Origin of the sequence: Nonomuraea sp. NPDC051191 (assembly GCF_044455665.1) — a bacterium.
Taxonomy (GTDB): Bacteria; Actinomycetota; Actinomycetes; order Streptosporangiales; family Streptosporangiaceae; genus Nonomuraea.
In genome coordinates, this window is sequence record NZ_JBITEZ010000005.1 from 261,410 (window position 1) to 283,772 (window position 22,363).

Here is a 22,363-nt window from a genome sequence, read left to right on the forward strand (position 1 = left end):
TCAGGCCGCGTCGACCTTGAACGGGTCGTGCTCGGCCAGCAGCTTGTCCAGCCTGGCCTGGTCCACGCGGTTGGTGACCTCCGCCAGCTCCTGCCGGTCGCGGACGACCTTGCACAGGTTGACCGTGGAGGTGACCACGTACAGCAGGCCGAGCGCGAGGAAGGCCCGGATCCAGCCGGAGGCCGGCAGGTAGATCAGGGCGATCACCACGGACGACACGGCGACGGCGAACGACAGGATCGCCTGGACGTAGAACGCGGTGGTCTGCGTGGTACGGATGGGCTTGGTCATGAGCTCATGGTGATCCCGCAGGCCAGGCCGCCGCATGAGGTGTCGTACTCAGGTTACTCCTGAGTACGACAAGGCCGGGCCCCAGCCCCGGGCGCGGGGCTCGGCCGGGCCGATGGCAGGATGGCCCAAGACGCGAGATCGGTGAGGGGAGTGATCGTGGAGGAGTCGCGCCTGCCTCCAGGCCAGTACGTCCCGCGCGGCCGCCCCGTGATCCACTACGGCAGGGTGCCCTCGTTCAAGCCGGACAGCTGGGACTTCCGCGTCTTCGGGGCCACGGCCTCCGGCGAGGAGCACTGTCTGACCTGGGCGGACTTCGAGAAGCTGCCCCGGGACACGCGCATCGCCGACTTCCACTGCGTGACCAAGTTCTCCCTCATGGCCAACGAGTGGCGGGGCGTCACCCCGGCCACGATCATGGAGCTGGCGCCGCCCGACCCCGGCGTGCGTCACGTCATGATCTGGGCCGAGTACGGCTACAGCGCCAACCTCCGCATGTCCGACTTCGCCGCCCCCGACACCCTGCTCGCCACGGAGCTGGACGAGAAGCCGCTCAGCCCCGACCGCGGTTACCCCGTACGCATCGTGGTCCCCCACCTGTACGCCTGGAAGAGCGTCAAATGGGTGCGGGCCATCGAATATCTCCTGGAGGACCGGCGAGGTTTCTGGGAGGAGCGCGGGTACCACAACCTGGCCGATCCCTGGCGCGAACAGCGTTACTCCTACCAGGAGGAACCCGGCGAGGGTCCACCCTAGACTTCACTCCGGGTTTCCACCCGAACACGACCGGTTATTGGCTACGGTTTTGCGCATGCAGACCACCGCATGCGTGGCGCTCTCCCTTCTGACCTTCGTCCTCGGCTACGCCTGTGCCAGGGCGCGCCGCCGGCCGCTTCCCGGAGGCGGCGGCAAGGACGAGGCGACCTTCACCGCGTTGCACGTCGCGGGGCTGGCCGCGCCCGCCCTGCGTACCGGGCTCGACCGCGACTCGGCGCGCAAGGCCGTACGCCACCTGCACACGCTGCTCGGCACCCGGGCGGTCGCGATCACCTCCATCGACGCCGCGCTGGCCTGGGACGGCCCGTGCACCGACGACGTGCTCACCTACGCCCGCACCACCCTGGCCGCCGGGCGGGCGCAGGTGTTCGCCGGGCGGCCGTACGGGGCCGTGGTCGTGCCGCTGACCGTCGACGGCACGGTCGTGGGCACGCTGGCCGCCTTCGACGAGGAGGTCAGCGCGACGCTCGTGCGTACCGTGACCGAGCTGGGCCGCTGGGTGTCGGGGCAGCTCGAACTGGCCGACCTCGACGCCTCGCGGCGGCGGGCGCTGGAGGCCGAGATGCGCGCGCTGCGCGCCCAGATCTCGCCCCACTTCGTCTACAACGCGCTGACCACGATCGCCTCGTTCGTCCGCACGAACCCCAAGCGCGCCCGCGAGCTGCTGCTCGACTTCGCCGACTTCTCCCGCTACGCCCTGCGCAGGGCCCACGACTTCACCACCCTGGCCGACGAGCTGACCTGCGTCGACCGGTACCTGCTGCTGGAACGCGCCCGCTTCGGCGACAAACTGCGCTTCAGCATGCAGGTCGCGCCCGAGGTGCTGCCGGTGCCGGTGCCCTTCCTGTGCCTCCAGCCGCTGGTGGAGAACGCCATCAAGCACGGCATGCGCGGCCGGCGCGGCGGCGGCGAGGTGCGGGTCGTCGTCCGCGACGCCGGCCCCGAGGCCCACATCACCGTCGAGGACGACGGCACCGGCATGGACCCCGAGTGCGCCAGGCGCATGCTCGACGGCGAACCGGCCCGCGAGGGCGGCGGCATCGGCCTGGCCAACGTCGACCTGCGCATGCGCCAGATCTACGGCGACGGCTACGGCCTCGTCGTGGAGACCGCGCTCGGCGCCGGCACGAGGGTGCGACTGCGGGTCCCGAAGACGCAATTTAGCTCATTGTAGTCTTTTCCTTACGCTGGGCTGGCGTGTCGCGGCTGACCTTTGCTTTCATACGGGAGCGTGGAGGCCATGCTGAGGGTCCTGGCAGTCGACGACGAGGTGCCCGCTCTTGAAGAACTCGCCTATCTGCTGCGCCAGGACACCAGAATCGAACACGTCGCGACCGCGGCCGACGGCGTCACCGCGCTGCAGGACATGGTGCAGATGATCGGCGGCGGCGAGCGGCTCGACGGGATCTTCCTCGACATCCGGATGCCGGGCCTCGGCGGGCTCGACCTCGCCCGGCTGGTCGGCGGCTTTCCCAGCCCGCCCAAGCTGGTGTTCGTCACGGCGCACGAGGAGTGCGCGGTGCAGGCGTTCGAGCTGGAGGCCGTCGACTACCTGCTCAAGCCGGTCCGGGCCGAGCGGCTGTCGGAGGCCGTCAGGCGGCTGGAGGCGGCCTCCGCGCCGCCCGCCGAGCCGAGCCAGGACGACGTCATCCCGGTCGAGCTGGGCGGCCGCACCAGGTTCGTGCCGCAGCAGGCCGTCTGGTTCGCCGAGGCCAAGGGCGACTACGTGCGGCTGCACACCGGCGACGGCAGCTACCTCGTCCGCATGTCGCTGGCCGCGCTCGAACGCCGCTGGTCGGAGGCGGGGTTCATCCGCGTCCACCGCAGCACGCTGGTCTCGGCGCGGCACGTCAGCGAGCTGCGTTTCGAGGGCGGCCGGGTCACGCTCACCGTCGGCACCGAGACGCTTCAGGTCAGCCGGCGTCACAGCCGCCAGGTGCGCGAGCAGCTCGTCCGCCAGCATCGCGGCGTCTTCTCCTGACCCTCGCCCGGCACGAACGGGCGGGCGTGAAGCAGGGCGTGCCGGCGGCCGGTCCACGGCCGGTCGCCGAGCCCGTCGCGGCTGCCCGATGGTAAAAGTTTTCCCAGGTCACATGGGTCGGACGCGGTGCGGGCAGGGCCCGGCCGCGTCGCGCGGCCTCCGTGGAGAACCCAGGAAGCAACCGTTCGTCGCCGGTGGGTGACCGTTCACCGGGCGGACACCCTCCGTATGTCGATGACTACAGACCGTTCAACGAGCTGACCGTGAACGGGGTGTCTCCTACAAGATCGCGACCGTAGTGTTTCGGCATCGGAAGCCACCCGGCGCATCGGGGGGGGACGGGCCGAGAGGCCCAAGCAAGGGCCTGATGCGTCGGCTTCACCGGTGACCAACCAGGTCACCACGGCTGTCGGGCCCTTGACCGGGGGGTAGGGCCCGCCTGCCGATCACGTGAAGGGGCGCCTGCGGAGGCCACGGACCCCGGCCCCGCGATCCGGCCTTCGGGGGCGGCCGGATCGCGAAAGCAGGCGCCCCTCTCACGATCAGGAACCAGGCACCCGTCACCGGGGGAACGCCGGATCAGCCCTCGTCGCGAAGCTTCTTCAGCAGCTCGATGTCCTCGCGGTGCCTGTCGGCCTTGCCGGGCGTCTCGATGCAGAGGGGCACCCCCGCCACCGCCGGATGCCGCATGATCTCGGCGAACGGCTCCGCGCCGATGTGGCCCGCGCCGATGTTCTCGTGACGGTCCTTCTTGGCCCCGCACACGTCCTTCGAGTCGTTGGCGTGGATGAGCTTGAGCCGGCCGGGCGCGAGGGCGTGCAGCGCGTCGAACGTCTCCCGCACCCCGCCCTCGGCGGCCAGGTCGTGGCCGGCGGCGAAGGCGTGGCAGGTGTCGAGGCAGACGCAGGCCCGCGGGTGCCAGTCGAGCGCCGCGAGATAGGGCTCCAGGTCCTGGACGGTCGCGCAGAGCATCGCGCCCTGGCCCGCCATGGGCTCCAGCAGCAGGTCGGGGCCGCCCTCGGGGACCTCGTCGAGCAGCGGCAGCAGCGTCTCGCGCACCTGGCGCAGCGCGTCGTCGCGCGACTGGGTGACGGCCGAGCCGGTGTGGACGACGACGCCCTTGGCGCCGGTCTCGACCCCGCGCCGCAGCCCGTGGCGGACGACCGCGATGGAGTTGGCCAGCGTCTCGGGGTTGGGCGAGCCGAAGTTCACCAGGTACGGCACGTGGATGAAGGCGGTGACGCCGGACTCGGCCAGCTTGGCGTCCTCGGCGGGTTTGCCGTCGTTGAGCGCCCAGCCGCGCGGGTTGGTGACGAACACCTGGATCATCTCGGCGCCGATCTCGGCCATGTACTTCAGGCCGCCGGTCGCCAGGCCGCCGGTGACGGACACGTGCCCGCCGATCAGGGATGTCAAGGTCATGATGGCTCCCAGTGTAGGCGCAGCTCAGCGGCGTCCCGGCCGGGGCCGGGTTGGAGCATGACACGAAAAGTCCTGGCCATCCCGTTGCGTACTTGGGAGTTCTCACGGATGGACCGGGGAGCAGGCCCCTGTGTGTACTGCTGACATGCCCAACTCCTTGGCCCGGTTCAACCGGCGGCCGCGTGAGGAGGCGGAGGCCGAGCTGCTGGCCTGCTGCGCCTCCCGCGCCTTCGCCGCGGCGGTCGCCGCCCGCAGGCCCTACGCCGGCCGCGAACGGCTCGCCGAGGCCGCCGAGACCGCGGTGCGCGAGCTGAAGTGGCCCGACGTGCTGGAGGCGCTGGCGGCCCACCCGCGGATCGGGGAACGCCCGTCCGGGGACGGCCGGGAGTCGCGCTGGTCGCGCGAGGAGCAGGCGGGCGCGCACGAGGACACCTCCGAGGAGGCGTCGGAGCTGCGGGCCGCGCTGGCCGCGGGCAACCGTGCGTACGAGGAGCGTTTCGGGCACGTCTACCTGGTGTGCGCGACCGGCCTGAGCGGGGCCGAGCTGCTGGCCCGGCTGCGCGCCCGGCTGGGCAACGACGAGGAGGGCGAGCGCGGCGTCGTCCGCGACGAGCTGGCGAAGATCACCCGGCTCCGGCTGGGGAAGCTCATGGAAGAGGAGGGGAGATGAGCTTCTCGACACACGTCCTGGACGCGGTCGCGGGCCGGCCGGCCGCCGGGGTCCGCGTCCGGCTGGAGCGCGAGGGCCGCGTGCTCGCCCGGGGCAGCACCGACGCCGACGGCCGGATCACGGGCTGGGTCACCGAGGAGGGCGTGCACCGGGTCGTCTTCGACACCGGCGGCTACCTGGCCGACACCTTCTACCCCGAGGTCGTCATCGCCTTCACCGTCACCGACCCCGGCGCGCACCACCACGTGCCGCTGCTGCTCAGCCCGTACGCCTACTCCACCTACCGAGGGAGCTAGATGACCGTCAAGCTCGGCCCCAACCGCTACGGCAAGGCGGAGACCAGGCTCGTCCACGTGGTCAGGGACGGAGACGTCCACCACATCAAGGACGTCAACGTCAGCTCCTCGCTGTCGGGCGACATGGAACAGGTGCACAGGAACGGCGACAACGCCGCCGTCCTGCCCACCGACACGCAGAAGAACACCGTCTACGCCTTCGCCAGGAAGCACGGCGTCGGCGAGATCGAGGACTTCGCCCTCTTACTGGCCCGCCACTACGTCTCGGCGCACGCCTCCATCCACCACGCGCGGGTGGAGATCGAGGAGTACGCCTGGAACCGCATCCCCGGCCGGTCGCGGCACTCCTTCGTGCGCGACGGCGGCGAGGTGCGCACGTGCGTCGTCCACCACGACCGGGACGGCCGCACCACCGTCGTGTCCGGCCTGAAGGACCTGGTCGTGCTGAACTCGACCGGCTCGGAGTTCCACGGCTACCTCGTGGACGAGTACACCACCCTCCAGCCGACGACCGACCGCGTCCTGGCCACCGCGGTCACCGCGCAGTGGCGGCACACCGGGACGGGGGAGCGCCCGCCGTACGCGCGGGTGCGCGAGGGCCTGCTGGACGCGTTCGCGCAGACGTACAGCCTGTCGTTGCAGCAGACCCTCTACGCGATGGGCGAGCGGGTGCTGACGACCTGCCCGCAGGTCTGCGAGGTCAGGTTCGCGCTGCCGAACAAGCACCACTTCCTGGTCGACCTGTCGCCGTTCGGCCTGGACAACGAGAACGAGGTCTTCTACGCCGCCGACCGCCCCTACGGGCTGATCGAGGGCAGCGTGCTGCGCGAGGACGCGCCGGACGCGGGATTCGCCTGGGAGTGAGGACGATGGACTTCTTGCGGCCCACCACGTGGGCTGAGGCGCTGGCCGCCAAGGCGGACCGGCCCGGCGCGCTGCCCGTCCAGGGCGGCACGGACGTGATGGTGGAGATCAACTTCGACGTGCGCAGGCCGGAGGCGCTGCTCGACCTCAACCAGGTGGCCGAGCTGCGCGAATGGGGCATGACCGACGGGGTCTGCCGGATCGGGGCGGGGGTGACGTACGCGACGGTCGTCGACGAGCTGGACGGGGTGCTGCCGGGCCTCGCGCAGGCCGCGCGCACGGTCGGCTCGCCGCAGATCCGCAACCGCGGCACGGTCGCCGGGAACCTCGGCGCGGCCTCGCCCGCGGGCGACAGCCACCCGCCGCTGCTGGCGGCGGGCGCGGTCGTCGAGGCCGAGTCGCGCGACCGGGGCATCCGCCTGATCCCCGCGCACGAGTTCTACCTCGGGGTCAAGCGCAACGCCCTGGAACCGGACGAGCTGATCAGGGCCGTGCGCGTCGGGCCCGCCCCGGGACCCCAGTACTTCTCCAAGGTCGGCACGCGCAACGCCATGGTGATCGCGGTGTGCTCGTTCGCGGTCGCGTTGCACCCCGGCGAGCGGCGGGTGGGCACCGGGATCGGCTCGGCCGCGCCCACGCCGCGCCGCGCCCTGGAGGCCGAGGCCCTGCTGGCCGCGGAGCTGGACTGGGACGCGCCGCTCGCCCCCGCGCTGCTGGCCCGCTTCGGCGAGCTGTGCGCGGCCGCCGCCGCGCCGATCGACGACGTGCGCGGCACGGCCGCCTACCGGGTGCACGCCGTCGGCGTGATGGCCCGGCGCACGCTCACCTGGGCCTGGAACGACCACCTCGCGAGGAGGGCCGCCTGATGCGCCTCAACGTCACCGTCAACGGCCGCGACCAGTGCGTGGACGACATCTGGGAGGGGGAGAGCCTGCTGTACGTCCTGCGCGAGCGGATCGGGCTCCCCGGCTCCAAGAACGCCTGCGAGCAGGGCGAATGCGGCTCGTGCACGGTCTATCTCGACGGGCTGCCGGTCTGCTCGTGCCTGGTCGCCGCCGGGCAGGCCGAGGGGCGGCGGGTGCGCACGGTCGAGGGGCTGGCCGAGGGCGACCGGCTCGACCCGGTGCAGGAGGCGTTCGTCGAGTGCGGGGCCGTGCAGTGCGGCTTCTGCACCCCCGGGCTCGTCGTACAGGCCCACGACCTGGTCGAACGCGTGCCCCGGCCCTCCGACGCCGAGATCCGCGAGGCCCTGGCGGGGAACCTGTGCCGCTGCACCGGCTACGAGAAGATCCTCGACGCGGTACGGCTGGCCGCCGCGCGGAAGGCGGCCCGATGACCCTGCTGATCGAGAACGCGCACATCGCGCCCGTCGTCGGCCCCGAGATCCCCTCCGGCCACATCGTGGTCGAGGGCGACCGGATCGCCGCGCTCGGCCCCGGCCCCGCGCCCGCGACCCCCGGCGCCCGGCGCGTGGACGGCTCCGGCTGCCTGGCCACGCCCGGCCTGGTCAACACCCACCACCACCTCTACCAGTGGGCCTCGCAGGGGCTGGCCCAGGACGCCACCCTGTTCGAGTGGCTGGTGGCTCTCTACGACGTGTGGGCCGCCATGGACGCCGAGGTCGTCAGAGGCGCGGCCACGGCCGGGCTCGGCTGGCTGGCGACGGGCGGGTGCACCACCTCCAGCGACCACCACTACGTCTTCCCCAAGGGCAGGGGCGACCTGTTCGCGGCCGGGGTCGAGGCCGCGCGGGAGATCGGCGTCCGCTTCCACCCGGCGCGCGGCTCGATGGACCGCGGCCGGTCGCACGGCGGGCTGCCGCCGGACGAGGTGGTCGAGGAGCTCGACGACGCCCTGGCCGCGACCGCCGAGGCGGTGGACGCCCACCACGACCCATCGCCGTCCTCGATGGTGCGGGTCGCGGTCGCGCCGTGCTCGCCGTTCTCGGCCAGCGCGGAGCTGATGACCCAGTCGGCCGCCCTGGCCAGGGACAAGGGCGTGCGCCTGCACACCCACCTGGCCGAGACCCTCGACGAGGACGAGCACTGCATGGAGCAGTTCGGTCTGCGTCCGGTCGACTACATGGACAAGCTCGGCTGGCTCGGGCCCGACGTGTGGCTCGCGCACGCCGTGCACCTCAGCGACGCCGACATCGCCAAGCTGGCCCGCACCGGCACGGGCGCGGCCCACTGTCCCTCCTCCAACGGCCGCCTGGGCGCGGGCATCGCCCGGGTGTCGGAGATGTTGCGCCGGGGCGCGAACGTCGGCCTCGGCGTGGACGGCAGCGCCTCCTCCGAGCTGACCTCACCGGCCGGGGAGATGCGGCAGGCCCTGCTGTTCCAGCGGGCCAGGTACGGCCCCCGCGCGCTGTCGGCCCGTCAGGCGCTGGAGCTGGCCACCCTCGGCGGGGCGCGCAACCTGGGCCGCGAGGCCGAGCTCGGCTCGCTGGAGCCCGGCAAGCTGGCCGACGTCGTCCTGTGGCGGACCGGCGGGCCCTTCACCGCCGCCGTGGCCGACCCGGTGTGCGCGCTGGTGTTCGGGCCGCCGCCGCCGGTGGCCCGCGTCCTGGTCGGCGGCCGGACCGTGGTCGAGGACGGCGAGCTGCGGACGACGTCCCACGACGCGGCCGGGCGGGCGGGCGCCGACGCCCACCGCAGGCTCATGCGGCTGGCGGCCGAACGCGGGCTCTCGGCGGAGAGGGAGATCCATCACTAAGGTGTGAATGTCCGGAACGTGGCATCCAGCACTGAAAGGCGGTCCCGTGTCGGCAGAACTCCCCGGCGAGCGGCTGGCGCAGCTCAGAAGCACCTTCGCCGAGATCGACACCGACGGCGACGGCTTCGTCAGCGAGGCCGAGCTGAAGCGGCACTTCCCCGACCTGCCCGCCGAGGCCCTCGGCGCGCTGAGCCAGGAGGCCGACACCGACCAGGACGGGCGTTACTCGCTGGAGGAGTTCATCCGCCTGGTCGCCTGACGCCCTCGGGCGCGCCGCCTACGCCGACGGCGCGCTCCAGAGGGCGCTCCGACAGCGCCGCGCCTCGGCGGCGGCGGCCTACTCCGACAGGGCGCGCTCCAGGGGCGTGCGGAAGCGAGGGGTGATCCGTGCGCCGCCGAGCCAGGAGGCCAGACCGGCGATCTCGGCCTCCACGGCGGTCACGGCGTCGGAGCCCACGTCGGTGAGCGCCCGCCACACGATCTCGCCGCCGGGACGCTGCCCCCAGCCGCCGACGACCCGGCCGTCCCACCACACGGTCGGGCCGACGTTGCCGCTGCGGTCGAACAGCTCGGCCCGGTGCTCCTTCGGCAGGTACCAGTCGCGGCCCTGCCAGCCCATCGGCGTCGGGTCGAGGGCGGGCAGCAGCGCCGCCCACGGCTCGGGCTCGGGCGTCTCGTCCAGGTCGCCGGGCAGGACGTACCCGGGGCCCTCGTCCAGCTCGACCTCGACCGCGCCGACGGCGGCCAGCGCGGCGCGCACCTCGCGCAGCGTCCAGCCGGTCCACCACTTGACGTCGGCCTCCGTGCCGGGGCCGAACGCGGCCAGCCAGCGGCGTACCAGCTCCGCCTGGGCCTGCGGGACGGCCAGGTCGTCCATGGGCGGGGCGACGGCCCACAGGTGCTGCGTGCTCGTCCAGGAGCCGGACGGGCGGCCCTGCCGGACGAGCCGGCCCTCCATGCCCATCAGCGTGATCAGCCGCTGCCCGACGCTGTGCACGGCCTCGTACGGCTTGCCCACGGCCACCCGGAACTGCTCGCGCAGCCGCGGCTCCAGCACCCCCAGCCGGGCCGCCGTCGCCGTGCCCTCCTCGGCCAGGACGCGCAGCACCGACGACTCCACCTCCGCCAGCCACGGCTCGTCCCAGCCGCCGGCCGCGGTGAGCTCCTTGACCAGCGCCCTGCGCACCCTCGTGGCGACCGCGAGCGTGGAGGAGTGGTGCACGACGGGCACCAGCGCGGCCGGGACCACGAACACCGTGCGCCGCATCCCGTGCATGCGCACCAGCGTGCGGTCCTCGTACAGGGCCCGCTCGACCGGCGCCGGGCCGGGGGCGGTGAGCCGCGCGCCCGCCGACAGGAACACGGTCGCCGGGTCGGTCGCGTGCAGCACCACTACGGAGGCCGTCGCCTCCTCCGGGCTCGCCGCCTTGGCCGCCAGGCTGTGGCGCACGCCCAGACGACGCCGCCGCTCCCGCTCAGAAATGCGCATGAAACGCCTCCTTACGGGATGTGAGCCTAGTTGGAGGATCAACCTCCTCAGAACCCGTCAAGACCGCTCAGATTCGCGGCTGCTTCAGGGAGGCTGTTCGCTGAGGGCACCCACCCTGGGCCGCCCTCGGTCAGGGGCCTGATGTGATGATGAGTCACGCCTTCCTGCCCGCTCGCACCGGGCAGGAAGGCGTGTCCGGCCATTGTTCAGCATCTTGTGGGAGTTCGTAGTGGTTAAGCAGGTTCTGGTGGCACCCGACAAGTTCAAGGGCTCCCTCACCGCCGCCGAGGTCGCGGCGCGGGTGTCGGCCGGGCTCGGGGTGCCCACGGTCGAGCTGCCGGTCGCCGACGGCGGCGACGGCACCGTCGAGGCGGCCGTGGCCTGCGGGTTCGACCGCGTCACAGCGGAGGTCACCGGGCCCACCGGCGAACGCGTGACCGCGGCCTACGCCTGGCGGGCCGCGGATGGCACGCCGACGGCGGTGGTCGAGCTGGCCGAGGCGTCCGGGCTGCGGCGGCTGCCCGTCGGGCTCGCCCCGCTGACCGCCACCTCCTACGGCACCGGAGAGCTGATCGCCGACGCCCTGCGCAGGGGGGCGCGGCGAATCGTCCTCGGGCTGGGCGGCAGCGCCTGCACCGACGGGGGAGCGGGCATGGTCCGGGCGCTCGGCGCGCGCCTGCTCGACGACGACGGCGCCGAGCTGCCCGACGGCGGCGCCGCGCTGCGCGGGCTGGCCCGCATCGACCTGTCCGGGTTCGCCGACGTCGCCGGGGTGGAGTTCGTCGTGGCCGGCGACGTGGACAACCCGCTGCTCGGCCCGCACGGAGCCGCCGCCGTCTACGGGCCGCAGAAGGGCGCCACCCCCGACGACGTCAAGGTGCTGGAGGCCGGGCTGTCCCGGCTGGCCGCGGTCGCCACGCAGACCCACGGCCTGGTCGGCGCGGTCGAGCACGACGACACCCCGCGCGCCATGGGCGTGGCCGGAGCCCCCGGGGCGGGCGCGGCGGGCGGCGTCGGGTTCGCGGCGCTGGCCTTTCTCCACGCCGAGCTGCGTCCCGGCATCGAATACCTGCTCGACCTGCTCGGCTTCGGCGCGCTCGTCCAGGGCGCGCGGCTGGTGATCACCGGTGAGGGGTCGCTCGACGAGCAGTCCCTGCGCGGCAAGGCGCCGATCGGCGTGGCCCAGGCCGCGGCCAGGGCGGGCGTGCCGGTCGTCGCGGTCTGCGGCCGGCGCACCCTCGGCGACACCGAGCTCAAGGACGCCGGCATCGAGGCCGCCTACGCCCTGACCGACCTGGAGCCCGACCCGGCCCGCTGCATGGCCGAGGCGGGCCCGCTGCTCGAACGCCTGGCCGCTCGCGTGGCGGCCGACCATCTGGAGGGCAGATGACCGCTTACGACGTCGTCGTCCGCTCCCGCCGGGCCGTCACGCCCGAGGGGGAGCGGGCGGTGGCCGTGGCCGTGCGGGGCGAGCGCATCGAGGCCCTGTACGACTACGACGCGCCCCTCGATGCCGTCGAGGACGTCGACCTGCGTGACCTGGCCTTGCTGCCCGGCCTGGTGGACACGCATGTGCACGTCAACGAGCCGGGCCGTACGCATTGGGAGGGGTTCGCCTCGGCGACCAGGGCGGCCGCCGCCGGTGGGGTGACCACGATCGTGGACATGCCGCTCAACTCCGTGCCGCCCACCGTCAGCGTGGAGGCGCTGGAGGTCAAGTTGCGGGCCGCGCGCGGGCAGTGCCACGTGGACGTCGGGTTCTGGGGCGGCGCGGTCCCGGGCAATCTCAAGGAGCTGCGGCCGCTGCACGAGCGTGGCGTGCGGGGTTTCAAGTGCTTCATGTCGCCGTCGGGTGTGGAGGAGTTCCCGCCGCTGGGCACGGCGGAGCTGCGGGCGGTGCTGGCGGAGGTGGCCGGGTTCGGCGGGCTCGTCGTCGTGCATGCCGAGGACCCGGAGCTGCTGGCCGAGCCGGGCGGGCCGACGTACCGGGAGTTCCTGGAGTCGCGGCCGGGGGCGGCCGAGGCCAGTGCGGTGGCGCGGGTCGTCGCGCTGGCCGCGCAGACCGGGGCGCGGGTGCACGTCCTGCACGTCTCCAGCGCCGAGTGCCTGGAGGTGCTGGCGCGGGCCCAGGCCGAGGGGGTGGCGGTCACGGCCGAGACCTGCCCGCACTATCTGACGCTGGAGGCCGAGCAGGTGCCCGAGGGGCGCACGGCCTACAAGTGCTGCCCGCCCATCCGGTCGCGGGCCAACCGCGAGCTGCTGTGGGAGGGCCTGGCCGGCGGTGTGCTGAGCTGTGTGGTCTCCGACCACTCGCCCTCGCCCGCCGATCTGAAGGTGCCCGACTTCGCCGCCGCCTGGGGTGGGGTCGCCTCTCTCCAGGTGGGTCTGTCGGCGGTGTGGACGGAGGCCGCCCGGCGCGGTCACACCCTGGCCGACGTCGTCGGCTGGATGTCGTCGGCGCCGGCCGCGCTGGCCGCGATCCCCGGCAAGGGCGCGATCGGTCCCGGTAACGACGCCGACCTGGTCGCCTTCGACCCCGGCGCCGACAACCCGGTGGACGCCGCCCGTCTGCACCACCGTAATCCCGTCACCCCGTACCACGGCCGGGTGCTCAAGGGCGTCGTCCTGACCACCTGGCTGCGCGGCCGTCCCGTGGACACGCAGCCGCACGGCCGCCTCATCTTGGGAGAACAGTAGATGTCCGGCTTCACCACCCTGCCCGACCTGGCCCTGCGCACCCTCGGCGGTTCGGTCGTCGCGGCCAGCGACGAGTCGTTCGCCGAGAAGGAGAGCCTGATCAGGCCGGGCCGTCCCGGGTTCCGCGCCGAGACGTTCGGCAACAAGGGGCAGGTGTACGACGGGTGGGAGACCCGCCGCCGCCGCACGCCCGGCCACGACTGGGCGCTGGTGCGGCTGGGCCTGCCGGGGGTGATCCGCGGCGTGGTGATCGACACGGCCTGGTTCAAGGGCAACTACCCGCCGCACGCGTCGGTCGAGGCCGCCGCCGTGCCCGGCCATCCCTCAGCGGCCGAGCTGGCCGCCGCCGACTGGACGGAGATCGTCCCCAGGACGGGGCTCAAGGGCGACGCCGAGCATCACGTCGAGGTCACCGGCGACGACACCCGGTACACCCACGTACGGCTGAACATGTATCCCGACGGCGGCATCGCCCGCCTGCGCGTGCACGGCGAGGTACGCCCCGACCTGTCGGTCTACGACGGCCTGAGCCTCGACCTGGCCGCGCTGCAGAACGGCGGCCTGGTCACCGCCTGTTCTGATGAGTTCTACTCCGCGCCCAACAATGTCATCGCTCCCGGGCTGGCCCGGCATCAGGCCGAGGGCTGGGAGACCGCGCGCCGCCGGGAGCCGGGCAACGACTGGCTGCTGATCCGCCTGGCCGGGCCGGGCCTGGTGCGCCTGGCCGAGATCGACACCACGAACCTGATCTTCAATGCCCCCGGCCACGTGGCGCTCACCGGGCTGTCCGGCGGACGTGAGATCGGGCTGCTGCCCAAGACCCGGTTGCAGCCCGACCTGCCCCACCGCTTCCGCCTCGACCACTCCGAACCGGTCACCCACGTCCGGGTCGACATCTACCCGGACGGCGGGCTGGCCAGGGTCCGCCTGCACGGCCACCTGGCCTGAGGAGGGCTACTGCCAGAGGTAGACGGTGGCGCCGGGCGGTCGCTCGCTGTTCGGTAACGGCCGCTGGTACTGGACGACGCCGCCGTTGGCCAGCCGGCTGACCCGGACGTGGAAGCCCAGCGACTCCAGCTCCGACTTGGCGTCCTTGACGTTCTTGCCGATGACCGCGGGCACCAGGCGGAAGTCCTGGTCGTCGCGGGCCTCGTTGTCGCCCTTGAACCAGTCCCAGAAGTCGGTCTGGCAGCGCGCCACCGTGATCATGGCGGGCGTGCCCTTGTCGACCTCGGACTTGGCCTTGGGCGCCTGGGCGATGACCGTGCAGGGCTCGGCGTCGTCGTCGACCTCGTTGACCTGCACCTGGAAGCCCTGGCCGCCCAGGTAGGCGGCGGCCTCGTCCTTCGGCATGCCGGTCACGTCGGGCATCACCATGCCGGCGCTCACGAAGATGCCGACCTTCGCGCCCTCCTTGACCTTCTCGCCCGCCTCGGGGGAGCTGCGGATCACCTTGTTCCGCTCGACCTCGGCGCTGGGCAGGCGCTTGACGCTGCCCACGGTGAGCCCGGCCTCGGCGATCTTGACGCGGGCCTCGTCGCTGGTCAGCCCCTTGACGCTGGGGACGATCACCCGCTTGGGGCCGAGCGAGGGCACCAGCGTGATCGTGCCGCCGCTCTCCAGCTCGGTCTTGCCCTCGGGGTCGGTACGCAGCACCAGCCCCTCGGCGGTGTCCTCGTCGTACTCGCCCGCGACCTTGTGGATCTTGAAGCCCTTGCTCGTGGCGGTCCGCTCGGCGACCACCATGTTCTGGCCGACCAGGTCGGGCACCGGCACCATCTTGGTCTGGGAGAAGTACCAGCCGGTCACCGCCACCGCGACCACCATGACCGCGGCGAGGGTGACCAGGAACCAGTTGGGCTTGAACGAGCGCGTGGACGGCGGCGGCGACACCGGCGGCACTGGCGGCGCCATCTCGGCGCGCGGCTGGATCAGCGTGTGGGCGGGCGCGGCCATCGGCATCGACGGGGCGCCCGCGCCGCTCGGACGCGGCGGGATCGACTGGTTGAACACCGCCGTCATGGCCGGCGGGGTGCTCAGCCGGGGCAACATGCGATGGGCCTCGACCGCCTGGACGAGCATCGCCGTGGCGTCGTTGGGGCGGTCGTGCGGCTCGCGGGCCGTGGCGTGCGCGACGAGCGTGTCGATCAGCGGCGGCACCTCGGGCACCAGCGCCGACGGCGGCGGCACCGTGTCGTGAACGTGCCGGTAGGCCACCGACATCGGCGTCTCGCCGTCGTAGGGCTGCTGCCCGGTCACCAGCTCGAACAGCATGATGCCCGCGGCGTAGACGTCGCTGCGCACGTCGGCGCCGCCGGTGGTGACCTGCTCGGGCGACATGTAGCCGATCGTGCCGATCATCACGCCGGTACGGGTCTGGTTGGTCGCCTCGATGGCCCTGGCCAGCCCGAAGTCGACGACCTTGACCCGGCCGTCGTCGGTCATCAGCACGTTCTCGGGCTTCACGTCACGGTGGACCATCCCGGCCTGGTGGGCCGCGCCCAGGGCGGCGAGCACCGGGATCATGATCTCCAGCGCCTCGCGGGCGGGCAGCCTGCCGCGCTCGCGCAGGATGTCGCGGAGCGTGCGGCCCGGCACGTACTCCATCGACAGGTAGACGACGTCGGTGTCGGTGCCCTGGTCGAAGACGTGCACCACGTTGGGGTGGGACAGACTCGCGACCGACTTGGCCTCACCGATGAACCTGCGGACGAAGGCCGGGTCCTCGGCGAGCGAGGAGTGCATGACCTTCAGCGCGACAGTGCGGTCCAGCCGGACGTCGAGCGCCAGGTAGACGGTCGCCATACCGCCCCGGGCGATCCGGCTCTCGATGCGGTAGCGCCCATCGAGGAGCCGCCCGACCAGGGGGTCCGCAGTCGTCTTATCCACCACCCCCCTGAGTTTACGGGCGTTTTGGCACCGGCAGGGCCCGCGCGCCCGAAACCGATGCGGAGACGTTCCCAGGAGAGCGGCCCCGACCGGCGGGAGGACCCGGCGCGAGCCGAGCCCTCCGAGGGATCTGAGGAGGATCCTACGCGGCGAACTTCCGGCGGGCCCCTACGGGGTCGTCGGCGAGGACGCCTCCGCGTAGCGGCGGCGCGGGATCCTGCCCGCCTGCCGCGCCTGGCGCCCCGCCGCCACGGCCGCCCTCATCGCCGAGGCCATGAGCTCGGGCCGCTGCGCGCGGGTCACCGCCGTGGCCAGCAGCACCGCGTCGCAGCCCAGCTCCATGGCCAGGGCGGCGTCGCTGGCCGTGCCGATGCCCGCGTCGAGGATCACCGGCACCGCGGCGGCCTCCACGATGAGCTCGATGTTGTGCGGGTTCCTGATGCCGAGGCCCGACCCGATCGGCGCGCCCAGGGGCATCACGGCCGCGCAGCCGGCCTGCTCCAGCCGTCGCGCCAGCGCCGGGTCGTCGCCGATGTACGGCAGCACCACGAACCCGTCGGCCACCAGCCGCTCGGCCGCGTCGAACGTCTCGATCGGGTCGGGCAGCAGCGTGCGCTCGTCGGAGATGACCTCTAGCTTGACCCAGTTCGTCCCCAGGGCCTCGCGGGCCAGCCGGGCCGTCAGGACGGCCTCGCCCGCGGTGAAGCAGCCCGCGGTGTTGGGCAGCACCTTGATGTCGCGGCGGCGCAGCACGTCGAGGACCGAGCCGCGGGCGCCGGGGTCGAGCCGCCGCATGGCCACCGTGGTCAGCTCGGTGCCCGAGGCGGCCAGCGCCTGGTCGAGCACCTCCAGGGAGGGCGCGCCGCCGGTGCCCATGATGAGCCGGGAGGAGAACTTCTCCCCGGCGATGATCAGCTCATCCACCCTGCACCGCCGTCAGCACCTCGACGCGGTCGCGGTCGCCGAGCGCCGTCGTCTCCCACGAGCTGCGCGTCACCACCTCGTCGTTCACGGCCACCGCGACCCCGGTGGTGGCGGTGGTCAGCGTCCGTACGGCCTGGGCCACGGTGGTGCCGTCGGCCACCTCGTGCGCGGCGCCGTTGATCGTCACAATCATGAAATATCCCGAAATCTCGCGGGCGAGCACAGCGCGGCCAGCTCGCCCTCCTCACCCGTCAGAATCCCCACACCCGGCAACGACCCCGCCCCGCGTGACGCCACCCCTGAGGACGCGGCCGCCCCTGAAGACGCCGCCCCTGAAGACGCCGCCCCTGAGGACGCGGGCCCCCCTGGAGACGCTGTCCCTCGGGACGCTGCCGCCCCTGAAGACGTTGGCCCCTTGGGGGCTGCCCCTGATGGCGGCGTCACCGTGGTGGGGGTCGCAGGGGACGGTGTCGCCCCGGCAGGTGTCGTGAGGGTTGCTGTGACCAGGGCCGCCGTGAGGGGGGCCAGCAGGACCCCGCCCCGGTGGTGGCCGGTCGCCAGCACCAGCCCGGGAGCCTCGCCCGGCCCGATGATCGGCAGGTTGTCGGGGGTGCCCGGCCGCAGCCCGGCGACCACGTCGGCGACCTCCAGCTCGGTGACGCCCGGCACCAGCTCCCTGGCGTCCCGCAGCAGCTCGTAGAGCCCGCCGGCGGTCACCCGGGTGTCGAACCCCAGCTCCTCCTGCGTGGCCCCGAGCACCAGCTCGCCGTCGCCCCTGGGGACGAGGTAGACGGGGGCGCCGTGCACCATCCCGCGTACGCACCGCCCGAGCAGCGGCTGCGGCGAGCGCAACCGCATGATCTGTCCCTTGATCGGCCGTACCGGCACGCCGGCCAGCTCTCCGCTCCACGCCCCGGCGGCCAGCACCACGCAATCGGCCGCGATCTCCCGCACGGCGGCGCCAGGCTGACCCGGGTCGGGTTCGAGGCGCACACCGATCACGGCACCCGCCGCGGCCCCGGTCATCGCCCCGATCCCAGCGCCGGTCCCAGCACCGATCCCAGCGTCGGTCCCAGCGTCGGTCCCAGTGCCGGTCCCAGTGCCGGTCGTGGTGTCGCCGTCGCGCAGCAGCCCGGTCACCCGCGCCCGCACCAGGGGCACGCCCAGCCGGTCGAGCGCGGCCAGCAGCGCCGCCGTGACGCGGCGCGGGTCGACCCAGGCGTCACCGGGGGCCAGCAGCCCGCCGCGCACCGACGGGGCCAGCATGGGCTCCAGGCGGCGGCACTCGCGCCCGGTCAGCCGCTCCACCCGGAGCCCCAGCTTGTCCATGAACGCCGCCAGGTCGTCGAGCGCCGCGAGGTCGTCGGCCCCGAAGGCGACGTCGAGCGTGCCGTCGGCGCGCAGGTCGAGCCCCCGGCGCGCGGCCTCCATCGACCCCGCCTCCCCGGCCACCCGCCCGAACCCGCCGCCGAACCCCGAGCCGGTCTCACTGCCGAACCCCGCGCCGAAGCCCGAGCCGGTCCCACCGGCGAGCCCTGTGGCGAAGCCCGCGGCGGACCCGTCGTCCAGCCCCGCGTCGGCGGCCAGCTCGGCCGCGAAGGACGGCCACCGGCTCAGCGACGCGGCCCCCAGCCGCAGCAGCGGCTCCTCGGTGTAGGCGACCTCGCTGACGGGGGCGAGCATCCCGGCCGCCGCGTAGGAGGCCCCGCGGCCCGGGGCCGGGTCGACCACCGTGACGGGCGACCCCGCACGGGCCAGCCGCCAGGCGATCGACAACCCGACGACCCCGCCGCCCACGATCACATTCATCCGCGCTCCCTTCGCCGGCATGATCCGGATCAGGTGTCTTGCGGTCGAAGGCCCGTTCAAGCCTTCCTCTCAGCCCGGTGACGGCCGGACTCCCGCGCGTCTTGCCCTCCCAGCCTACGGCCTCGGTGCGACGCGCCGGCACCGCCCCCGTTATGGTCATGAACGTGAACCATGTCGTAGTGGTGGGAGCGGGCCTGGCCGGGCTGCGGAGCGCCGAGGCGCTGCGCGGGCGCGGCTTCACCGGACGGATCACGCTGATCGGCCAGGAGCGCCATCGGCCCTACGACCGCCCGCCTCTGTCCAAGGCCGTCCTGTCGGGCGCCGCCGACTCCAGCTTCCTAGAGGCCGACCTCGACGCGCTGGAGATCGACTTCTGGCCCGGCGTCACCGCCAAGGCCCTTCGCCGGGGCGTCCTGGAGACGACCGAGGGCGAGCTCGGCCATGACGGCCTGGTGATCGCCACCGGCGCCGAGCCGATCACCGTGCCCGGCGACGGCCCCCAGCACGTCCTGCGCACCCTCGACGACGCCCACGAGCTGCGCGCCGGGCTGGTGGCCGGGGCGCACGTCGCGATCATCGGCGCGGGCTGGATCGGCGCCGAGGTCGCCACCGCCGCCCGCAAGGCCGGTTGCACGGTGACCGTGATCGAGGCCGGCCCCACCCCGCTGGCCAACGCCGTGGGCCCGGAGATCGGCGCCCGCACCCTGCACTGGTACGACGGCATCGACCTGCGCCTGAACACCATGGTCGACGAGGTGGACGAGGGCGGCGTACGGCTGGTGGGCGGCGAGTTCGTCCAGGCCCACGTGGTCGTCACCGGCATCGGCGTGCGGCCCGCCATCGAATGGCTGGCCGGTTCCGACATCGACCTGCACAACGGCGTCGTCACCGACGAGCACCTGCGCACGTCCATGCCGGGTGTGGTCGCGGCCGGCGACTGCGCCGCCTGGTGGTCGCGCCGCTACGGCACCCGGCTCCGCGTCGAGCACTGGGACACCGCGCTCGGCTCGCCCGAGGTCGCCGCCGCGACCCTGCTGGGCGAGGAGGCCGTCTACGATCCGGCGCCCTACTTCTGGTCCGAGCAGTTCGGTCACATGGTCCAGTACATCGGCCACCATCCCTCCGGCGACCGCCTGGTCTACCGGGGCGAGCCCGAGGGCAAGTGGTCGGCCGTCTGGCTGACCTCGGGCGACACCCTCGCCGCGGTGCTCGCCGTCGACCGGCCCCGGGACTACGTGCAGGGCCGTAGGATCATCGAAGGCGGTCACCGCCTCGACACAGAACGCCTGGTAGATCCAGAGGTCCCCCTACGGGATTGTGTTGTTTGAGCAAGGACGGCATGTGGTAGTTGTGGTTTCGTGACGCTTTCTGTTGCACAGATCGACCGGGAGACCGACCAGCTCGTCGACGAGTGGCTCACTCTCCCCGAAGTGGCCTCACGCCTCGACCTTTCGATCGGGCGGGCCAAGCAACTCCTCAAGGACCACAAGCTGCTCGGCGTACGCCGCGGCGGCGGCGGGCCGCAGGTGCCCGCGGTGTTCCTCGACGGGAAGGACGTGATGAAGGGCCTGCCCGGCACACTGACCGTGTTGCTCGACGCCGGCTACGACGACGTGGAGTCGCTGCGCTGGCTCTTCACCCCAGACGAGTCCCTGCCGGGGTCGCCCATCGAGGCGATCAAGGCCGGCCGTCACACGGAGGTCAAGCGGCGTGCCCAGGCCCTCGGTTTCTGAGGCCCGCCTCTATCTCTGCACCGACGGCCGCCGCGACCGCGGCGACCTGGCAGAGTTCCTCGATTCGGTGCTGGCCGGCGGCGTGGACATCATCCAGCTGCGGGAGAAGGGCCTGGAGGCACGCGAAGAACTCGCGCTCCTGGAAGTCTTCCGCGACGCCTGCGACCGGCACGGCAAGCTGCTGGCCGTCAACGACCGGGCGGACATCGCCTACGCCGCCCGGCCCGACGTGCTCCACCTGGGGCAGGACGACCTTCCCGTGACGGTCGCGCGAGAGATACTCGGCGACGACATCGTCATCGGCCGGTCCACCCACTCCATCGCCGAGGCGTCCGCCGCGGCCGTGGAGGAGGGCGTCGACTACTTCTGCTGCGGCCCGATCTGGCCCACGCCGACCAAGCCGGGCCGCCACGCGCCCGGCCCGGCGCTGCTGCGGCACGCCGCGTCGCTGGGGTCGGCCTCGGACCCGGAATCGCCGCGGCCGTGGTTCGGGATCGGCGGCATCGACCTCGCCAACCTCGACGAGGTCATGTCGTACGGCGTGAGCCGCGTGGTGGTCGTACGCGCGATCACCGACGCGGAGGACCCGGGGGCGGCGGCGGCCGAGTTCGCCAAGCGCCTGAGCCCCTGAACCGACCGGGCGCCCGTCCTCGACGGGCGCCCCAGGCCAGGTGCCCGGCCAGAGTGCCGGGGTCAGGTCTTGCGGGACGTCGCGGCGATGGCCAGCTCGGTCAGCGCCGTGCGCGCCTCGGCGGTGACGGGCGCCTCGTCGAGCGCGGTCAGGGCGTCGGCGAGATAGCCGGCGATCAGGTCTTCGCACTCCCGCAGCGCGCCGGTGTCCGTGATGATCTCGCGCAGGGCGGTCACCCCGTCCTCGTCGAGCGCGGGGTCGCCGAGCAGCCTGCGCACCGTCGCGGCCGACTCCGGCGTGGCCGCGGCCAGGGTACGGGCCACCAGCATCGTGCGCTTGCCCTCCCGCAGGTCGTCGCCGGCCGGCTTGCCGGTCTGGGCCGGGTCGCCGAACACGCCGAGGATGTCGTCCCTGAGCTGGAAGGCGATGCCGACGCGGCGGCCGTAGCCGGTGCACAGCTCGTCCATCCACGGCTCCAGGGCGGCGGCGGCGAGCACCAGGCCGAGCCGGAGCGGCTGCTCCACCGAGTACTTGCCGCTCTTGAACAGCGCCACCCGCAGCGCCGACTCGAAGGTGTTCTCGCCGTGGGCCTGCTCCAGCAGGTCGAGGTACTGGCCGCACATCAGCTCGGTGCGCATGTGGTCGTGGACGGGCTGGGCGGCGGCCAGCGACGCCGGCGGCAGGCCGCTGGTGCGCCACATCTCGCCCGACCACACCAGCAGCAGATTGCCCAGCAGGATCGCGGCGCCCTCGCCGAACTGGTCGGCCGAGCCGTGCCAGCCCTCCTTCTCGTGCAGGGTCTGGAAGCGGCGGTGGGCGGCCGGCATGCCCCTGCGCAGGTCGCTCTTGTCCATCACGTCGTCGTGCACGAGCGCGCTGGCCTGCAACAGCTCCAGCGACGCGGCGGCGGTGAAGATCTCCGGCACGTCGGTGCCGCCCGCGCCGCGCCAGCCCCAGTAGCAGAACGCGGGACGCAGGCGCTTGCCGCCGGCCAGCAGGTCGCCCGCGGCGGTGCGCAGCGGTTCGAGTTCGGCGTCGCCCGAGGCGGGCAGTTGCCGTTCGACGAACTCCCCCAAGGCGCGCTCCACCTGGGTGCGCAGGGCGTCCATGCTCGCGGCGTCAGTGGTCATGCCTTGAGACTAGTGGGCGCGGACTCGGGTTCGGGTCCCCGGTCTAGG

General features: G+C 73.1%; 23 protein-coding genes, 2 pseudogenes and 1 riboswitch. Of the genes and pseudogenes, 16 read left to right on the forward strand and 9 right to left on the reverse strand.

Annotated features, from left to right (window positions below; all coding sequences use genetic code 11):
• The gene (locus ACIA8R_RS16105) at window positions 1–291 is read right to left on the reverse strand and encodes a YiaA/YiaB family inner membrane protein (RefSeq protein WP_357705294.1); all 291 of its coding nucleotides are present in this window, start codon (window positions 289–291) and stop codon (window positions 1–3) included.
• A 156-nt stretch (window positions 292–447) separates the two neighbouring features.
• Here ACIA8R_RS16105 and ACIA8R_RS16110 point away from each other — a divergent pair, with 156 nt between their 5' ends.
• The 3 genes from ACIA8R_RS16110 to ACIA8R_RS16120 all read left to right on the forward strand — a co-directional run bounded on the left by ACIA8R_RS16110 (window position 448) and on the right by ACIA8R_RS16120 (window position 3,046).
• Window positions 448–1,044, forward strand: coding sequence for a molybdopterin-dependent oxidoreductase (locus ACIA8R_RS16110; RefSeq protein WP_357705295.1), 597 nt, complete (start codon window positions 448–450; stop codon window positions 1,042–1,044).
• 55 nt (window positions 1,045–1,099) lie between these two features.
• Complete coding sequence (locus ACIA8R_RS16115; RefSeq protein ID WP_357705296.1) at window positions 1,100–2,239, forward strand: histidine kinase; 1,140 nt, start codon at window positions 1,100–1,102, stop codon at window positions 2,237–2,239.
• Between the two features lie 66 nt (window positions 2,240–2,305).
• Window positions 2,306–3,046 (forward strand): LytTR family DNA-binding domain-containing protein, encoded by a 741-nt coding sequence (locus ACIA8R_RS16120; RefSeq protein ID WP_357705297.1) that lies wholly within the window; start codon window positions 2,306–2,308, stop codon window positions 3,044–3,046.
• Window positions 3,047–3,625: 579 nt separating this feature from the next.
• Here the strand turns inward: ACIA8R_RS16120 and ACIA8R_RS16125 are convergent.
• On the reverse strand, window positions 3,626–4,468 hold the full coding sequence (locus ACIA8R_RS16125) for a deoxyribonuclease IV (RefSeq protein ID WP_397038954.1): 843 nt from the start codon (window positions 4,466–4,468) through the stop codon (window positions 3,626–3,628).
• 145 nt (window positions 4,469–4,613) lie between these two features.
• On the opposite strand from ACIA8R_RS16125, the gene uraD reads away from it, so the two are divergent.
• The 7 genes from uraD to ACIA8R_RS16160 are packed head-to-tail and all read left to right on the forward strand — an operon-like array spanning window position 4,614 to window position 9,272.
• Window positions 4,614–5,138 (forward strand): 2-oxo-4-hydroxy-4-carboxy-5-ureidoimidazoline decarboxylase, encoded by a 525-nt coding sequence (gene uraD, locus ACIA8R_RS16130; protein WP_364091284.1) that lies wholly within the window; start codon window positions 4,614–4,616, stop codon window positions 5,136–5,138.
• The gene (uraH, locus tag ACIA8R_RS16135) at window positions 5,135–5,434 is read left to right on the forward strand and encodes a hydroxyisourate hydrolase (RefSeq protein ID WP_357705300.1); all 300 of its coding nucleotides are present in this window, start codon (window positions 5,135–5,137) and stop codon (window positions 5,432–5,434) included. The genes uraD and uraH overlap by 4 nt, the downstream gene beginning before the upstream one ends.
• Window positions 5,435–6,298, forward strand: a complete 864-nt coding sequence (gene pucL / locus ACIA8R_RS16140) for a factor-independent urate hydroxylase (protein ID WP_397038957.1) — start codon at window positions 5,435–5,437, stop codon at window positions 6,296–6,298.
• Between the two features lie 5 nt (window positions 6,299–6,303).
• Window positions 6,304–7,164: an FAD binding domain-containing protein gene (locus tag ACIA8R_RS16145; RefSeq protein WP_357705302.1), complete on the forward strand. Its 861-nt coding sequence runs from the start codon at window positions 6,304–6,306 to the stop codon at window positions 7,162–7,164.
• Window positions 7,164–7,634 carry a (2Fe-2S)-binding protein gene (locus ACIA8R_RS16150; protein WP_364091278.1) on the forward strand — a complete coding sequence of 157 codons (471 nt, stop codon included), beginning with the start codon at window positions 7,164–7,166 and terminating at the stop codon, window positions 7,632–7,634. The genes ACIA8R_RS16145 and ACIA8R_RS16150 overlap by 1 nt, the downstream gene beginning before the upstream one ends.
• Window positions 7,631–9,013 (forward strand): 8-oxoguanine deaminase, encoded by a 1,383-nt coding sequence (locus ACIA8R_RS16155; RefSeq protein ID WP_397038959.1) that lies wholly within the window; start codon window positions 7,631–7,633, stop codon window positions 9,011–9,013. The genes ACIA8R_RS16150 and ACIA8R_RS16155 overlap by 4 nt, the downstream gene beginning before the upstream one ends.
• A gap of 46 nt (window positions 9,014–9,059) precedes the next feature.
• Window positions 9,060–9,272, forward strand: a complete 213-nt coding sequence (locus ACIA8R_RS16160) for an EF-hand domain-containing protein (protein WP_357705305.1) — start codon at window positions 9,060–9,062, stop codon at window positions 9,270–9,272.
• Between the two features lie 78 nt (window positions 9,273–9,350).
• On the opposite strand, the gene ACIA8R_RS16165 is transcribed toward ACIA8R_RS16160, so the two are convergent.
• Window positions 9,351–10,502 carry a winged helix DNA-binding domain-containing protein gene (locus ACIA8R_RS16165; protein ID WP_397038962.1) on the reverse strand — a complete coding sequence of 384 codons (1,152 nt, stop codon included), beginning with the start codon at window positions 10,500–10,502 and terminating at the stop codon, window positions 9,351–9,353.
• A 247-nt stretch (window positions 10,503–10,749) separates the two neighbouring features.
• On the opposite strand from ACIA8R_RS16165, the gene ACIA8R_RS16170 reads away from it, so the two are divergent.
• The 3 genes from ACIA8R_RS16170 to alc are packed head-to-tail and all read left to right on the forward strand — an operon-like array spanning window position 10,750 to window position 14,147.
• On the forward strand, window positions 10,750–11,892 hold the full coding sequence (locus ACIA8R_RS16170) for a glycerate kinase (RefSeq protein ID WP_397038964.1): 1,143 nt from the start codon (window positions 10,750–10,752) through the stop codon (window positions 11,890–11,892).
• Window positions 11,889–13,199 carry an allantoinase AllB gene (gene allB, locus ACIA8R_RS16175; protein ID WP_397038966.1) on the forward strand — a complete coding sequence of 437 codons (1,311 nt, stop codon included), beginning with the start codon at window positions 11,889–11,891 and terminating at the stop codon, window positions 13,197–13,199. Before ACIA8R_RS16170 ends, allB begins: the two co-directional genes overlap by 4 nt.
• A complete protein-coding gene (gene alc / locus ACIA8R_RS16180; protein ID WP_397038968.1) occupies window positions 13,200–14,147 on the forward strand; it encodes an allantoicase in 948 nt (315 codons plus the stop codon).
• 6 nt (window positions 14,148–14,153) lie between these two features.
• Here the strand turns inward: alc and pknB are convergent, their stop codons facing one another.
• From pknB to ACIA8R_RS16205, 5 genes and pseudogenes are all read right to left on the reverse strand, one after another.
• Complete coding sequence (gene pknB / locus ACIA8R_RS16185) at window positions 14,154–16,088, reverse strand: Stk1 family PASTA domain-containing Ser/Thr kinase (protein WP_364091266.1); 1,935 nt, start codon at window positions 16,086–16,088, stop codon at window positions 14,154–14,156.
• Between the two features lie 168 nt (window positions 16,089–16,256).
• The gene (locus tag ACIA8R_RS16190) at window positions 16,257–17,012 is read right to left on the reverse strand and encodes a thiazole synthase (protein ID WP_397038970.1); all 756 of its coding nucleotides are present in this window, start codon (window positions 17,010–17,012) and stop codon (window positions 16,257–16,259) included.
• Window positions 17,005–17,205, reverse strand: a complete 201-nt coding sequence (thiS, locus tag ACIA8R_RS16195; protein ID WP_352331034.1) for a sulfur carrier protein ThiS — start codon at window positions 17,203–17,205, stop codon at window positions 17,005–17,007. The genes ACIA8R_RS16190 and thiS overlap by 8 nt, the downstream gene beginning before the upstream one ends.
• A gap of 257 nt (window positions 17,206–17,462) precedes the next feature.
• A pseudogene (locus tag ACIA8R_RS16200) lies at window positions 17,463–18,422 on the reverse strand (FAD-dependent oxidoreductase); the annotation flags it as partial.
• A 165-nt stretch (window positions 18,423–18,587) separates the two neighbouring features.
• Window positions 18,588–18,842: pseudogene (locus tag ACIA8R_RS16205) on the reverse strand (FAD-dependent oxidoreductase); the annotation flags it as partial.
• Window positions 18,811–18,927: riboswitch (TPP riboswitch) on the reverse strand. (Overlaps the previous pseudogene by 32 nt.)
• A gap of 52 nt (window positions 18,928–18,979) precedes the next feature.
• On the opposite strand from ACIA8R_RS16205, the gene ACIA8R_RS16210 reads away from it, so the two are divergent.
• The 3 genes from ACIA8R_RS16210 to thiE are packed head-to-tail and all read left to right on the forward strand — an operon-like array spanning window position 18,980 to window position 21,185.
• Window positions 18,980–20,149 carry an FAD-dependent oxidoreductase gene (locus tag ACIA8R_RS16210; protein WP_364091260.1) on the forward strand — a complete coding sequence of 390 codons (1,170 nt, stop codon included), beginning with the start codon at window positions 18,980–18,982 and terminating at the stop codon, window positions 20,147–20,149.
• A 30-nt stretch (window positions 20,150–20,179) separates the two neighbouring features.
• On the forward strand, window positions 20,180–20,554 hold the full coding sequence (locus tag ACIA8R_RS16215; RefSeq protein WP_357705314.1) for an Rv2175c family DNA-binding protein: 375 nt from the start codon (window positions 20,180–20,182) through the stop codon (window positions 20,552–20,554).
• Window positions 20,532–21,185, forward strand: a complete 654-nt coding sequence (thiE, locus tag ACIA8R_RS16220; RefSeq protein ID WP_397038973.1) for a thiamine phosphate synthase — start codon at window positions 20,532–20,534, stop codon at window positions 21,183–21,185. Before ACIA8R_RS16215 ends, thiE begins: the two co-directional genes overlap by 23 nt.
• Before the next feature lie 62 nt (window positions 21,186–21,247).
• Here thiE and ACIA8R_RS16225 read toward each other — a convergent pair whose 3' ends face one another.
• The gene (locus ACIA8R_RS16225; protein ID WP_357705316.1) at window positions 21,248–22,315 is read right to left on the reverse strand and encodes a polyprenyl synthetase family protein; all 1,068 of its coding nucleotides are present in this window, start codon (window positions 22,313–22,315) and stop codon (window positions 21,248–21,250) included.
• Between the last annotated feature and the right edge of the window lie 48 nt (window positions 22,316–22,363).